This is a genomic window from Streptomyces sp. NPDC051136, from assembly GCF_044455745.1.
Classification (GTDB): domain Bacteria; phylum Actinomycetota; class Actinomycetes; order Streptomycetales; family Streptomycetaceae; genus Streptomyces.
Map to the genome: position 1 here is coordinate 185,069 of NZ_JBITFE010000010.1, position 14,832 is coordinate 199,900.

Here is a 14,832-nt window from a genome sequence, read left to right on the forward strand (position 1 = left end):
CATGACCACAGACCTCACGAGCGCACGGCCCGCCGCCGGACCCCGCAAGGAGTCCCGGCGGCGGCCGCCCGCCTCGTCCGCGACGACGGTGGGCCGCCCCGGCTTCGGCTGGGCGGTGCCCGCCGCAGTGTTCTTCTTCCTCTTCGCGATCGTCCCGCTGATCATGGTGGCGGTGCTGTCCTTCATGACCTGGGACGGCATCAGCTCGCCCGAGTTCGTCGGCACGGACAACTGGTCGCGCCTCATCGACGACCCGGTGATGCTCAAGAGCATCTGGCTGACCCTGCTGCTGACCGCGCTGGGCGTGGTCCTGCAGACCCCGCTGAGCATCCTGCTCGGCGTCTGGGCCGCCGGTCACCAGCGCAACCGCGCCGTCCTGTCCGTCATCTACTTCATCCCGCTGCTGCTGTCCGCCACGGCCGTGTCCGTGCTGTGGCGGGCGCTGCTCGACCCGAACTTCGGCATACCCGCCGAGGCCACGTGGCTCTTCGGCGACGGCAACCTGTTCGGCGAACAGACCACCGCCATCGGCGTGCTGGCCTTCGTCAGCACCTGGCAGTTCACCCCGTTCCACACGCTGATCTACCAGGGCGCCGCCCGCTCCGTCCCGCAGGTGCTGTACCAGGCGGCGGAGATCGACGGGGCGGGCCGCTACCGGCAGTTCTTCCACATCACCCTGCCGCAGCTGCGGACCTCGATGATCACCTCGATGATCCTGATGATCGTCGGCGGACTGACCACCTTCGAGACCGTCCTCATCCTGACCCAGGGCGGCCCCGGCACGGACACCACCATCAGCGCCTACTACATGTACGACAAGGCGTTCAAGGGCTTCGACTACGGCACCGGCTCCGCGATCGCCCTCGCCCTGGTCGTCGCCGCCACCGTCATCTCGCTGGTCGTCGTCCGGGTCTCCGGCTACGACAAGATGCGCAGCTCCATGGAGGGTGTGTCATGAGGCGCCGACCCAACTACGTGGCCGGCGTCGGCTCGCTCGTCTGGCTCGTCCTGGTCGGGCTGCCGTTGTACGTGATGCTCGCCGCGACCCTGCGGACCCGCCAGGACTACGCCGAGAACGGCCCGGTCTCGTTCCCGGACAGCTTCACGCTGGACAACTTCACCGGTGCCTTCGACTCCGGCTTCGGCCAGTACTTCTTCAACACGCTCGTCGTCACTGCCTGCGTGATCGGCATCGTGCTGCTGCTGGTCCCGCCGCTCGCCTACGCGATCGTCCGCAGCCGCGGCCGGGCCACGTCGGCGATCTTCCGGCTGTTCCTGCTCGGCCTGGCCATCCCGGCCCAGGCCGTGATCGTGCCGATGTTCTACCTGATCAGTGAAGCGGGGCTGTACGACAACCTGCTCGGCGTCATCCTGCCGACGGCCGCGTTCTGCCTGCCGATGTCCGCGCTGATCCTCAGCGGCGCGATGCGTGACATCTCCTCGGAGCTGTACGAGGCCATGGCGATGGACGGCGCCAGTCCGCGGCGCATGTTCTTCCAGCTCGTCGTCCCGCTGTCCCGCGGCGGACTCTCCACGATCGTGGTGTTCTCCGCGCTCCAGGCGTGGAACGGCTTCCTGTTCCCGCTGGTCCTGACCCAGTCGGAGTCCACCAAGGTGGTCACCCTGGGTCTGTACAACTTCCAGACCGCGCACGGGATCGACATCCCCGGTCTGCTGGGGGCCGTGGTGCTGTCCATGGTGCCCATCCTGCTCGTCTACCTGTTCGCCCGTCGCGCCCTGGTCCAGGGGCTGATGGGTGTCGGAGGAAAGTGACTGCCGACGTGGCTGTAGAGACCACCCCCGAAATTCCCCTCTGGAACGACCCCACCCGCCCCGTCGCCGCCCGAGTCGACGCGCTCGTCTCCGCGATGACCCTCGAGGAGAAGATCGCCCAGCTGTACGGCGTGTGGGTCGGCGCCTCCGACAAGGGCGGTGAAGTCGCCCCCCACCAGCACGACATGGAGGAGGCCGTCGACCTCGACGCGCTCGTGCCCGCCGGGCTCGGCCAGCTCACCCGCCCCTTCGGCACCGTCCCCGTCGACCCTGCGCTCGGCGCGCTCTCCCTCATGCGCACCCAGGCCCGCATCACCTCGGCCGGCCGCTTCGGCATCCCCGCCGTCGCCCACGAGGAGTGCCTGGCCGGCTTCGCCGCCTGGGGCGCCACGGCCTACCCCGTCCCCCTGTCCTGGGGCGCCACCTTCGACCCGGACGTGGTGCGCCGGATGGCCGCCGCCATCGGCCGCGACATGCGGTCCCTCGGCATCCACCAGGGCCTCGCGCCCGTCCTCGACGTGGTCCGCGACGCCCGCTGGGGCCGGGTCGAGGAGACCATCGGGGAGGACCCCTACCTCGTCGGCACCATCGGCACCGCGTACGTCCAGGGCCTGGAGTCCGCCGGGATCGTCGCCACCCTCAAGCACTTCGTGGGCTACTCCGCCTCCCGCGCCGGCCGCAACCTCGCCCCCTCCTCCGTGGGCACCCGCGAGCGGGCCGACGTCCTGCTCCCGCCGTTCGAGATGGCCGTCCGCGAGGGCGGCCCCCGCTCCGTGATGTCCGCCTACACCGACATCGACGGCGTGCCCGCCGCGGGCGACGAGACGCTGCTGACCGGGCTGCTGCGCGACACCTGGGGCTTCGAGGGAACGGTCGTCGCCGACTACTTCGGCATCGCCTTCCTCAAGACGCTGCACGGCGTCGTCGCCGACTGGACCGACGCCGCCTCGGCCGCTCTGAAGGCGGGCCTGGACGTCGAGCTGCCCACCGTCAAGACCTTCGGGGCCCCGCTCGTCGAGGCGGTCACCGACGGCCGGGTTCCCGAGGCGCTCATCGACCGGGCGCTGCGCCGGGTCCTCGGCCAGAAGGCGCAGCTCGGCCTGCTCGACCCGGACTGGAGCCCGGTCCCGCCCGCGCTCGACGGGGTGGACCTGGACGACCCGGAGGCGCTGCGCGGCCGGATCGACCTGGACCGGCCCGAGAACCGGGAACTGGCCCGCGAGATCGCCGACAAGGCGGTCGTGCTGCTCACCAACGACGGCACCCTGCCGCTCACCGGTCCCCGCCGCATCGCCCTGGTCGGCCCCAACGCCACCGAGGCGACCGCCGTGCTCGGCTGCTACTCCTTCCCCCGGCACGTCGGCGTGCAGCACCCGGAGGTGCCGGTCGGCATCGGCCTGCCCACCCTGCACGACACGCTGACCACCGAGTTCCCCGACGCGGAGATCACCGTCGCGCGGGGCACCGGCGTCGACGACGGCGACCTCTCCGGCATCGGCGCGGCGGTGGACGCGGCCCGCGAGGCGGACGTGGTCGTCGCCGTCCTCGGTGACCGGGCCGGCCTGTTCGGCCGCGGCACGAGCGGCGAGGGCTGCGACGCCGAGTCCCTCACCCTGCCCGGGGCCCAGCAGCAGCTCCTCGACGCGCTGCTCGACTCCGGCAGTCCCGTGGTCACCGTCCTGCTCGCCGGGCGGCCCTACGCGCTGGGCCGGGCCGTGACCGAGTCCGCCGCGATCGTGCAGTCGTTCTTCCCCGGCGAAGAGGGCACCGCCGCCATCGCCGGCGTGCTCAGCGGGCGCACCAGCCCCTCCGGCAGGCTGCCCGTCAGCGTGCCCCGCGGCCCGGGCGCCCAGCCGACCACCTACCTCGGGGCTCGGCTGGCCCAGGCCAGCGAGGTGTCCAACATCGACCCGACCCCCGCCTTCGGCTTCGGGCACGGACTCACGTACACCACGTTCGCCTGGAGCGACCTCGTGGCGCACGGGGAGCAGGCGTCCACGGACGGTGCGTTCTCGGTGGAACTCTCCGTGCGCAACACCGGCGAACGACACGGCACCGAGGTGGTGCAGCTGTACCTGCACGACCCGGTCGCCTCCGTCGTCCAGCCGGTGCAGCGCCTCGTCGGTTACACGCGGGTGCCGCTGGCCCCGGGCGAGGCCCGCCGGGTGCGCGTCGAGGTACCCGCCGACCTCGCCTCCTTCACCGGCCGCGACGGCCGCCGCGTCGTCGAACCCGGGGAGCTGGAGCTGCGGTTCGCCGCGTCCAGCACGGAGACGCGGCTGACCGCGACGGTCGTGCTCAACGGACCGGAACGGCAGGTCGACCACACCCGGCGACTGCACGCCGTGTTCACGCAGGAATCGGTGGAGAACCAGGAGCCGCTGGAGATCCAGGACGCCCAGGGCGTCTGAGTCTCCGCCGGACGGCGAGCGGTGGTCCCGGGCTCCGGCCCCGGCACCCCGCTCGCCGTACGGCTCAGTGGACGACGTCGAAGACGTTCTTCTGCAGGCCGTTGGCGTAGACCTCGTGCTCGACGAGCCGCAGCTTCCGCGCGTCGTTGTCCGCGTCGCTGAACAGCCGCTTGCCCGCACCGAGGAGGAGCGGGAAGACCAGCAGGTGGTAGCGGTCGATCAGGCCGGCGTCCGACAGGCTCCGGTTCAGGGCGGCGCTGCCGTGCACGATGATCGGCCCGCCCCCGGTCTCCTTCAGCGCGGCCACCTCGTCGAGCGAACGCAGGATCGTCGTCTCGCCCCAGTTGGTGACCAGGTCGTCCTCGGTGAGGGTGGTGGAGACGACGTACTTCGGCATCTTCCGGTACTCGGGGAACTCCTCCATGTCCGGCCACACCGGGCTGAACGCCTGGTAGCTGACCCGGCCGAGGAGCAGCGCCGTGGCCTCGCTCTGCTCCCGGCCCTTGATCTCGAACGCCTCGGGGAGGAAATCCACGTGCTTGACGGTCCACCCGGAGTTCCGGTAGCCGGGCTCGCCGCCCGGGGCCTCCACGACACCGTCGAGCGAGACGAAAGCGGTGCTGATCAGAGTACGCATGCGAAGTCCTCAACGTTTCGTGTGCGGTCGGACACCACTATGACCCGGGCCCCGGGGAGAACTCATCGGTCGCGGTCGCGGCCGATGGGCGGGAGAACCCGCAGCGCGTCGACGGCGTGCAGGGCCACGTGGAGTTCGGTGCGCTGCTCGCCGGACTCCAGGTCCCGGCCGAGCAACCGCTCGATGGTGCGCAGCCGCTGGTAGACGGTCTCCCGGGACAGGCCCGACGAACGGGCGGCGACCGTCTTGTTGCCCGCGGAGTCCAGGTAACCCCGCAGGGTCGTCACGAGGTCGGTGCCGTGCCGGGCGTCGTGGTCGAGCAGCGGCCCCAACTGCCGCTCGGCGAAGTCCTGGACGCGGGTGTCGTCGCGCAGCGCGAACAGCAGGCGGCGCAGGCCGATGTCGGACCGCTCGTGGAAGGAACGGCCGGGCGGCAGCGGCAGGCCCGGGTCGGCGGCCTCGGCCACCCGGGCCGCCTCGCGGAACGAGCGGGCCACGTCGGCGAGGTCACCGGCCGGCGCGCCGGCGCTCACCGTGGCACCCGGGGCCGCCTCCAGGGCGGTGCGGCTCACCCGCTGCACGGCCTCGCGCCAGGGGCGGGACGGGCGCAGCGCCAGCAGCACCCCGAGACGGGTGGGGGAGAGGAGCCCGACGAGCACCCGCGGAACCTGTGTGGCCGACTCCTCGCAGAGCCGCACCTCGGCGGCCGCGGCGTCCTCCGCCGAGGGCAGGTCCGCCAGGACGGCGACGAAGCGGGTGCCGTCCGCGGGCAGTCCCAGGGCGGTGAGGCGGGCCCGCGCGTCCGCGGGGGAGCGGTGACGCTGTTCGACCAGCTCGCGCAGGGCGTTGCGGTGAGCGGTGCGCTCCCAGGGCGTGGGGTGGGTGAGGCGGGCGATGGTGAGCGCCATCGCGGTCCGCTCCAGCACCGTGACGTCCTCGGGCCCGAAGGCCCGGCCGGGATGCGCGGCGGGCAGCATGACCACCCGGCCCCACCTCTCGCCCTGGTACTCCACGGGCGCCGCCAGCCAGCCCTCGGGGCCCGAGACCCCCACCCGGTCGGTGGCCGGCGTGGTGCGCGAGCGGCGTTCCCAGTCCGTGAGCGCGGCCCGTTCCACGGACCCGGAGGGCTCGCAGACCAGCGCCCGGTGCACCAGGTTCTCCAGCACGACCGTGCGGGCGCTCATCTCCGCGGCCGCGCGCAGCACCTCCTCGGGGCCCGTGCCGCGCAGGGTGAGGGCGGTGAACGCCTCGTGCACGCGCTGGGTCCTGCGCATGGCCTCCGCCTGGTGGCCGAGGATCAGCGTGTGGACCACCTGGGTGACCTCCAGGAAGTTGACGTCCCTGGCGAGCGTCACCAGGGGCAGACTCCGCGCGCGGCAGGCCTGGACCAGGGCCTCGGGCGGCCGGTGGTAACGGCGCACCAGCTCGATGACCAGGCCCGCGGCCCCGACGCCGGCGAGTTCGTCGACGTAGCGGCGGACACCGGCCGGGTCGTCCGGCAGGGGCATGCCGGTGGTGAGGACGAGTTCGCCGCCCTTGAGGAAGGAGGCGGGGTCCGTCAGTTCGGTGACGTGGACCCAGCGGACCGGACGGTCCACGTGCTCCTCGCCGGCGACCACCCGTGGATCACCCCCGGCCACCACCGGAAGCGCCAGCACGTCGGCCACGGTGGGCGCCCGGCCCGACGGGCCCGGCTGCCGGTTCTCGCTCACGGTGCCTCCCTGGCACTCAGGCTACGCCGCACACCTGACACATCGTCCGGACGGCGTGCCCCGGCCGGACAGATCAGGCGTTGCCGCGCCCGCCGCGCCGGGAAGGCTCGGGGGACCGCAGGAGACCGACGAGCAGGCCGGGAGACAAGCATGACCGCACTGTCGCCGCACCTTCGCCAGGCCACCCCCGTGACGGCGGTCCGGGGCGAGGGCGTCCACCTCCACGGCGAGGACGGCCGCCGCTATCTGGACTTCACCGCCGGCATCGGCGTCACCAGCACCGGCCACTGCCACCCCAGGGTCGTGGCCGCCGCCCAGGAGCAGGTCGCCACCCTGGTCCACGGGCAGTACACCACCGTCATGCATCCGCCGCTGCGGCGCCTGGTCGGCAAGCTCGGCGAGGTGCTGCCCCAGGGCCTGGACAGCCTGTTCTTCGCCAACTCCGGCAGCGAGGCGGTCGAGGCCGCGCTGCGCCTGGCCCGCCAGGCCACCGGTCGGCCCAACGTGCTGGTCTGCCACGGCGGCTTCCACGGCCGCACGGTGGCCGCCGCCGCCATGACCACCTCCGGCACCCGCTTCAGGTCCGGCTTCTCCCCGCTGATGAGCGGCGTCGTCGTCACCCCCTTCCCGACCGCCTTCCGCTACGGCTGGGACGAGGAGACCGCCACCCGCTTCGCCCTCAAGGAACTCGACTACACCCTCCAGACGATCTCGTCACCCGCCGACACGGCCGCTGTGATCGTCGAACCGGTCCTCGGCGAAGGCGGGTACGTGCCCGCGAACCGGGCCTTCCTCCAGGGCCTGCGCGAGCGCGCCGACCGGCACGGCTTCCTGCTGATCCTCGACGAGGTGCAGACCGGCGTGGGCCGCACCGGCCGGTTCTGGGGCCACGAGCACTTCGGCGTCGCCCCCGACATCCTCGTCACCGCCAAGGGTCTGGCCAGCGGTTTCCCGCTGTCCGGCATCGCCGCCCCCGAGGAGCTGATGCGCAAGGCCTGGGCCGGCTCGCAGGGCGGGACGTACGGGGCCAACGCGGTCGCCTGCGCGGCTGCCTGCGCCACCCTCGACGTCGTACGCGACGAGAAACTCGTGGAGAACGCCGAGACGATGGGAGCCCGGCTGCGCCACGGCCTGGAGGCGGTGGCGTCCCGCACCCCGGCCATCGGCGACGTGCGGGGCATGGGGCTGATGCTGGCGAGCGAGTTCGTCACCGAGGACGGCGAGCCGGACCCGGAGACCGCCGCCCGGGTGCAGCGGGCCGCCGTCGACGAAGGGCTGCTCCTCCTGCTGTGCGGGGCCTGGAACCAGGTGGTGCGGATGATCCCGGCCCTCGTGATCGACGAGACGGCCGTCGACGAGGGCCTGCGGGCGTGGGCCGCCGCCGTGGAGGCCGGCACGTCGGAGGCGACGGGACGATGACGGACGCCGCGATCCGCCGCCCCACGACCCGTCCCGCACCGATCGCGCACCGGCACGAAGGAGCGACCTCATGACCGACACCCCCACGCGGCTGTTCGTCGGCGGAGCCTGGGTGGACGCCGCGGACGGCGCCCTCATGCCCGTCGACGACCCCGCCACCGGCGAGATCCTCGCTTACGTCGCCGACGCCGGCCCCGAGGACGCCCGGCTCGCCGAGGAGGCGGCGGTCCGGGCGCAGCGGGAGTGGGCCCGCACGGCACCCCGGGCCCGCAGCGAGATTCTGCGCCGGGCCTACGAGATCGTCCTGGAGCGCGCGGACGCGCTGGCCCGCCTGATGACCTCCGAGATGGGCAAACCGCTGGCCGAGGCCCGGGGCGAGGTCGCCTACGCCGCGGAGTTCTTCCGCTGGTTCTCCGAGGAGGCCGTCCGGATCGACGGCGGCCACGGCGTGCTGCCCGACGGACGCCACCGCATGCTGCTCTCCCGGCGCCCGGTCGGCCCCTGTCTGCTGATCACCCCGTGGAACTTCCCGCTCGCCATGGGCACCCGCAAGATCGGCCCCGCGATCGCGGCCGGCTGCACGATGGTGCTCAAGCCGGCCCCGCAGACGCCGCTCACCGGCCTGGCCCTCGCCGCGATCCTCCAGGAGGCGGGACTGCCCGACGGGGTGCTGAACGTCGTCCCGACCTCACGGGCCGGGGAGGTGTGCGAACCTCTCCTGCGCGGCGGGCGGATCCGCAAGCTCTCCTTTACCGGCTCGACGGCCGTCGGACGGCTGCTCCTGGCACAGTGCGCCGACACGGTCGTGCGGACCTCAATGGAGCTGGGCGGCAACGCGCCGTTCGTGGTCTTCGACGACGCGGACCTGGACGCCGCCTTGGACGGCGCACTGGTCGCCAAGATGCGCAACATGGGCGAGGCGTGCACCGCCGCGAACCGCTTCTTCGTGCACCGGTCGGTGGCCCGGGAGTTCGCGGACCGGCTGGCCCGGCGGATGGGGGCGCTGGTGGTGGGTCCCGGCACCGAGGACGGCGTCGACGTCGGCCCGCTCATCGACGCCGCCGGGCGCGCCAAGGTCGAGGAACTGGTCGCCGACGCGGTGGAGCGCGGTGCGCGGGTCCTGGTCGGCGGCACCACGCCCGAGGGCCCCGGATGTTTCTACCCGCCCACGGTGCTCACCGACGTCTCCCCGGACAGCCGCCTGATGGGCACCGAGATCTTCGGTCCGGTCGCGGCGCTCCTCACCTTCGACGACGAGGACGAGGTGGTCGGGCGGGCCAACGACACCCCCTGGGGACTGGTCGGCTACGTCTTCACCGAGGGCCTGGACCGCGCCCTGCGGGTCAGCGAACGCCTGGAGGTGGGCATGGTCGGGCTCAACACCGGCCTGGTCTCCAACCCCGCCGCGCCCTTCGGCGGCGTCAAGCAGTCGGGCCTGGGCCGGGAGGGCGGCCGGGTCGGGATCGAGGAGTTCCTGGAGTACCAGTACGTGGCGCTGCCGACGAGGTGACGCGTGCGACGGGGGACGGGGTGACGCACGCCGCGCGGGAGGGGGTGACGCAGGTCGCCCGGGAGGGGGCTTTGCATGGTCATGCGTAATCATGCATACTCTTCCTATGTCCAAGGTCCTCACCTCCCTCCCCACCGGCGAGCGCGTCGGTATCGCCTTCTCGGGCGGCCTCGACACCTCGGTCGCGGTCGCGTGGATGCGTGACAAGGGCGCCGTCCCCTGCACGTACACCGCCGACATCGGCCAGTACGACGAGCCCGACATCGCCTCGGTGCCCGACCGTGCCAAGACGTACGGCGCCGAGGTCGCGCGGCTGGTCGACTGCCGCGAGGCGCTGGTCGAGGAGGGTCTTGCCGCGCTCACCTGCGGGGCGTTCCACATCCGCTCGGGCGGGCGTGCCTACTTCAACACCACGCCGCTGGGCCGTGCCGTCACGGGCACCCTCCTCGTCCGGGCGATGCTCGAGGACGACGTCCAGATCTGGGGCGACGGCTCCACGTTCAAGGGCAACGACATCGAGCGGTTCTACCGGTACGGCCTGCTCGCCAACCCGCAGCTGCGGATCTACAAGCCCTGGCTCGACGCGGACTTCGTGACGGAGCTGGGCGGGCGCAAGGAGATGTCGGAGTGGCTGGTCGCCCACGACCTGCCGTACCGGGACTCCACCGAGAAGGCGTACTCCACCGACGCCAACATCTGGGGCGCCACCCACGAGGCCAAGACGCTGGAGCACCTCGACACCGGCGTGGAGACCGTGGAGCCCATCATGGGCGTGCGGTTCTGGGACCCGTCGGTCGAGATCGCGCCGGAGGACGTGACCATCGGCTTCGACCAGGGCCGGCCGGTGACGATCAACGGCAAGGAGTTCGCCTCCGCGGTCGACCTGGTGATGGAGGCCAACGCCATCGGCGGCCGGCACGGCATGGGCATGTCCGACCAGATCGAGAACCGGATCATCGAGGCCAAGAGCCGCGGCATCTACGAGGCCCCCGGCATGGCCCTGCTGCACGCCGCCTACGAGCGCCTGGTCAACGCCATCCACAACGAGGACACCCTCGCCCAGTACCACACCGAGGGGCGGCGGCTGGGACGGCTGATGTACGAGGGCCGCTGGCTCGACCCGCAGTCCCTCATGATCCGGGAGTCGCTGCAGCGCTGGGTCGGCTCGGCGGTCACCGGAGAGGTCACGCTGCGGCTGCGGCGCGGCGAGGACTACTCCCTCCTCGACACCACCGGACCGGCCTTCAGCTACCACCCGGACAAGCTGTCGATGGAGCGCACCGAGGACTCCGCGTTCGGCCCCGTGGACCGGATCGGCCAGCTCACCATGCGGAACCTGGACATCGCCGACTCCCGCGCCAAGCTGGAGCAGTACGCGGGGCTCGGCCTCATCGGCACCGCCAACCCCGCGATCGGCGCCGCCCAGGCCGCCGCGACCGGACTGATCGGCGCCATGCCGGAGGGCGGCGCGCAGGCCATCGCCTCCCGCGGCGAGGTCTCCGGCGACGACGAGCTGCTCGACCGCGCCGCGATGGAGTCCGGCACCGACTGACCCCCCGCGTCCCCGTCGGCGGGGACCGCGTACCGGCAAGGGCCGGCCCGACGCCTCAGAGCGTCGGGCCGGCCCTTCCGTTTGTCACGCCCGTTTCACCCCGTCGCGCAGGGCTTGCGTTCCTCATGAGCTTCGAACGGCTCACTCCGATCTCCGTGTCCACGAAACGTCATCTCAGAGGCAACGCAAGCAACTTGTAAGCGACGCAAGTCGCTTGCGTGCCAACTGCCGCCTCAGCCGCGACCGTTGACAAACGGGTGACGCGCTAGAAACCTGATGACGCACTTTCCGCAAAGAATCGACTGTCCCGCTCAATTGGCGCGCAGATTCGGTGCTCCCCCCAACTGCCGGACCGTCGCGCCCTCCCCGACTCCCCACGGAACAGAGGACCCCCATGAGACGGAGATCCCTCGGCCGGCGGACGCTCTCGGGCGCCGCCGTCGCCGGGCTGATGACGGTCGGGCTGCTGCCGCTGCCCCTCGCCGCCACCGCACACGCGGCGACGCCGACGGTGGCCGCCGCCGACGTCAACCTGGCGCTCGGCCGCCCGGCGAGGGCGGGCGGCTCGCACGGCGCCTACCCGGCCGGCAACGCCACCGACGGACAGCAGGCCACCTACTGGGAGGGGCCGGCCGGTTCCTTCCCGCAGTGGCTCCAGGTCGACCTCGGGACCGCCCGGAACGTCGACCGGGTGGTCCTGAAGCTGCCCGCCGCCTGGGAGAGCAGGACGCAGACGCTCTCCGTGCGGGGCAGCACCGACGGCTCGGCCTTCCACAGCCTCGACGCCTCGGACGGGCGGGCGTTCGGGCCTTCCGGGGCGGGCACCGTCGCCATCGACCTCGACTCCCCCTCCGAGGCCCGCTACGTCCGCGTCGACATCACCGGCAACACCGGCTGGAACGCCGCCCAGCTGGCCGAACTGGAGGTCTACGGCGACGACGTCGACACCGGCCCGCCGCCCGCCGGCACCAACCTCGCCCGCAACAAGCCGGCCGAGGCCACCTCGACGACGCAGAACTACGTCGCCGCCAACGCCACCGACGACTCCACCTCCACCTACTGGGAGGCCGCCGGCAACCCGGCCGACCTCACCGTCAAGCTCGGCTCCGACGCCGACGTCAGCGGTGTCGTGGTCAAGCTCAATCCGGACCCGGTGTGGTCCGCCCGCACCCAGAGCATCCAGGTGCTCGGCCGGGCCCAGGGCGAGAGCGGCTTCACCTCGCTGCGCGACCGCGCCGACTACGCCTTCAGCCCCGGCCAGGACAACGCGGTGACCATCCCGGTCGGCGGCCGGGTCTCCGACGTACGGCTCCGGTTCTTCTCCAACACCGGCGCACCCGGCGGCCAGGTCGCCGAGTTCCAGGTCATCGGCGCCGCCGCACCCGCACCCGACCTCACCGTCACCGGCCTCGACTGGTCGCCCGCCGCGCCGAACGAGCGCGACGAGGTCACCGTGAACACCACGGTCCGCAACACCGGCACCGCCGCTTCGAAGGAGACGACCGCCGAGGTCACCGTGGAGGGCACGACGGCCGGCAGCGCCAAGGTCCCCGCGCTCGACCCCGGCCAGTCCGCCGAGGTCGCCGTCGCCACCGGCACCCACCCGGCCGGCAGCTACGCGGTCACCGCCGTGGCCGACCCGAAGAACACCGTCGCCGAGCTGGACGACACCAACAACAGCCGCGCCGCCGCGGAACGCCTCGTCGTCGGCCAGGCACCCGGGCCCGACCTCGAGGTGCGCTCCCTCACCACCAGCCCGGCCAACCCGGCGGTGGGCGCCAAGGTCTCCTTCACCGTCGCCGTGCACAACCGCGGCACCGACGCCGCCGAGGCGGGCTCGGTGACCCGGGTCCAGGCCGGCTCCACCAGCCTGGACGGCACGACCGGCCAGGTCGCGGCGGGCGCCACGGTGAACGTGCCGATCAGCGGCACCTGGACGGCGACCGGCGGCGGGGTCAACCTCACCGCCACCGCCGACGCCACCGCACGGATCGCCGAGACCAACGAGAACAACAACGTGCTCGCCAAGTCCCTCGTCGTCGGACGCGGCGCCGCCGTGCCGTACACCGAGTACGAGGCCGAGGACGGCCGGTACGACGGCACCCTGCTCACCACCGACGCCGAGCGGACCTTCGGGCACACCGACTTCGGCACCGAGTCCTCGGGCCGCAAGTCCGTCCGGCTGAACTCGACCGGCCAGTACGTCGAGTTCACCTCCACCACACCCACCAACTCCATAGTGGTGCGCAACTCGATCCCGGACGCCCCGGGCGGCGGCGGGGCCGAGGCCACCATCAGCCTCTACGCCGACGGCCGGTTCGTGCAGAAGCTCGACCTGTCGTCCAGGCACAGCTGGCTCTACGGCAGCACCGACGACCCCGAGGGGCTCACCAACCGGCCCGGCGGCGACGCGCGGCGCCTCTTCGACGAGTCCCACGCACTCCTCGACCGGACCTTCCCGCAAGGCACCGAGTTCCGCCTCCAGCGCGACGCGGGAGACTCGGCCGCCTTCTACGTCATCGACCTGATCGACCTGGAGCAGGTCGCGCCCGCGAAGACCAAGCCCGCCGAGTGCACCTCCATCACCGCGTACGGCGCCGTCCCCGGCGACGGCCTCGACGACACCGACGCCATCCAGCGCGCCGTCACCGACGACCAGAACGGCAGGATCGACTGCGTGTGGATCCCGGCCGGGCAGTGGCGCCAGGAGCAGAAGATCCTCACCGACGACCCGCTCAACCGCGGCCAGTACAACCAGGTCGGCATCAGCGACGTCACCATCCGCGGCGCCGGCATGTGGCACTCCCAGCTCTACACCCTGACCGCGCCGCAGGACGCCGGCGGCATCAACCACCCGCACGAGGGCAACTTCGGCTTCGACATCGACGACAACACGCAGATCTCCGACATCGCCGTCTTCGGCTCGGGCACCATCCGCGGCGGCGACGGCAACGCGGAGGGCGGCGTCGGCCTCAACGGCCGGTTCGGCAAGAACACGAAGATCAGCAACGTGTGGATCGAGCACGCCAACGTCGGCGTCTGGGTCGGCCGCGACTACTCGAACATCCCCGAGCTGTGGGGCCCCGCCGACGGCCTGGAGTTCACGGGCATGCGCATCCGCGACACCTACGCGGACGGCATCAACTTCTCCAACGGCACCCGCAACTCCACCGTCTACAACTCCTCCTTCCGCACCACCGGCGACGACTCGCTCGCGGTCTGGGCCAACAAGTACGTGAAGGATCCGTCCGTGGACGTCGGCCACGACAACCACTTCCGCAACAACACCGTCCAGCTGCCGTGGCGGGCCAACGGCATCGCCGTGTACGGCGGCTACGGCAACACCATCGAGAACAACGTCGTATCCGACACCATGAACTACCCCGGCATCATGCTCGCCACCGACCACGACCCGCTGCCCTTCTCCGGGCAGACCCTCATCGCGGGCAACGCCCTGCACCGCACGGGCGGCGCGTTCTGGGGAGAGGCGCAGGAGTTCGGCGCCATCACCCTCTTCGCGCAGGGCCAGGACATCCCGGGCGTGACCATCCGGGACACCGAGATCCTCGACTCCACCTACGACGGCATCCAGTTCAAGACGGGAGGCGGCGCGATGCCGGACGTGAAGATCCAGAACGTCCGCATCGACAAGTCCAACAACGGCTCCGGCATCCTCGCGATGGGCGGCGCCCGCGGCAGCGCGACCCTGACCGACGTCACGATCACCAACTCGGCCGAGGGGGACGTGCGGATCGAACCGGGCTCCCAGTTCAAGATCAACCAGTAGGAGCCGTCCGGCAGCAGGCGCCGGCCGGTCA

9 protein-coding genes are annotated in these 14,832 nt (G+C 72.1%); 7 read left to right on the forward strand and 2 right to left on the reverse strand.

The window, feature by feature from the left end:
• Position 1: 1 nt before the first annotated feature.
• From ACIBCJ_RS27990 to ACIBCJ_RS28000, 3 genes are read left to right on the forward strand one after another with little or no spacing between them, the layout of a single operon-like run.
• Positions 2-958, forward strand: a complete 957-nt coding sequence (locus ACIBCJ_RS27990; protein WP_362096032.1) for a sugar ABC transporter permease — start codon at positions 2-4, stop codon at positions 956-958.
• Positions 955-1,773 carry a carbohydrate ABC transporter permease gene (locus ACIBCJ_RS27995; RefSeq protein ID WP_362096029.1) on the forward strand — a complete coding sequence of 273 codons (819 nt, stop codon included), beginning with the start codon at positions 955-957 and terminating at the stop codon, positions 1,771-1,773. Before ACIBCJ_RS27990 ends, ACIBCJ_RS27995 begins: the two co-directional genes overlap by 4 nt.
• A complete protein-coding gene (locus tag ACIBCJ_RS28000) occupies positions 1,770-4,184 on the forward strand; it encodes a glycoside hydrolase family 3 N-terminal domain-containing protein (protein ID WP_365979823.1) in 2,415 nt (804 codons plus the stop codon). Before ACIBCJ_RS27995 ends, ACIBCJ_RS28000 begins: the two co-directional genes overlap by 4 nt.
• A gap of 64 nt (positions 4,185-4,248) precedes the next feature.
• Here ACIBCJ_RS28000 and ACIBCJ_RS28005 read toward each other — a convergent pair whose 3' ends face one another.
• A complete protein-coding gene (locus ACIBCJ_RS28005) occupies positions 4,249-4,821 on the reverse strand; it encodes a dihydrofolate reductase family protein (protein ID WP_362510420.1) in 573 nt (190 codons plus the stop codon).
• Between the two features lie 62 nt (positions 4,822-4,883).
• Positions 4,884-6,533: a PucR family transcriptional regulator ligand-binding domain-containing protein gene (locus tag ACIBCJ_RS28010; RefSeq protein WP_365979824.1), complete on the reverse strand. Its 1,650-nt coding sequence runs from the start codon at positions 6,531-6,533 to the stop codon at positions 4,884-4,886.
• Between the two features lie 150 nt (positions 6,534-6,683).
• On the opposite strand from ACIBCJ_RS28010, the gene ACIBCJ_RS28015 reads away from it, so the two are divergent.
• The 4 genes from ACIBCJ_RS28015 (at position 6,684) to ACIBCJ_RS28030 (ending at position 14,801) form a co-directional block, all read left to right on the forward strand.
• On the forward strand, positions 6,684-7,952 hold the full coding sequence (locus tag ACIBCJ_RS28015; RefSeq protein ID WP_365979825.1) for an aminotransferase class III-fold pyridoxal phosphate-dependent enzyme: 1,269 nt from the start codon (positions 6,684-6,686) through the stop codon (positions 7,950-7,952).
• Positions 7,953-8,022: 70 nt separating this feature from the next.
• On the forward strand, positions 8,023-9,462 hold the full coding sequence (locus ACIBCJ_RS28020) for an NAD-dependent succinate-semialdehyde dehydrogenase (protein ID WP_365979826.1): 1,440 nt from the start codon (positions 8,023-8,025) through the stop codon (positions 9,460-9,462).
• Positions 9,463-9,568: 106 nt separating this feature from the next.
• A complete protein-coding gene (argG, locus tag ACIBCJ_RS28025; RefSeq protein ID WP_362096011.1) occupies positions 9,569-11,014 on the forward strand; it encodes an argininosuccinate synthase in 1,446 nt (481 codons plus the stop codon).
• 394 nt (positions 11,015-11,408) lie between these two features.
• The gene (locus tag ACIBCJ_RS28030; protein WP_365979827.1) at positions 11,409-14,801 is read left to right on the forward strand and encodes a CARDB domain-containing protein; all 3,393 of its coding nucleotides are present in this window, start codon (positions 11,409-11,411) and stop codon (positions 14,799-14,801) included.
• Positions 14,802-14,832 lie beyond the last annotated feature (31 nt).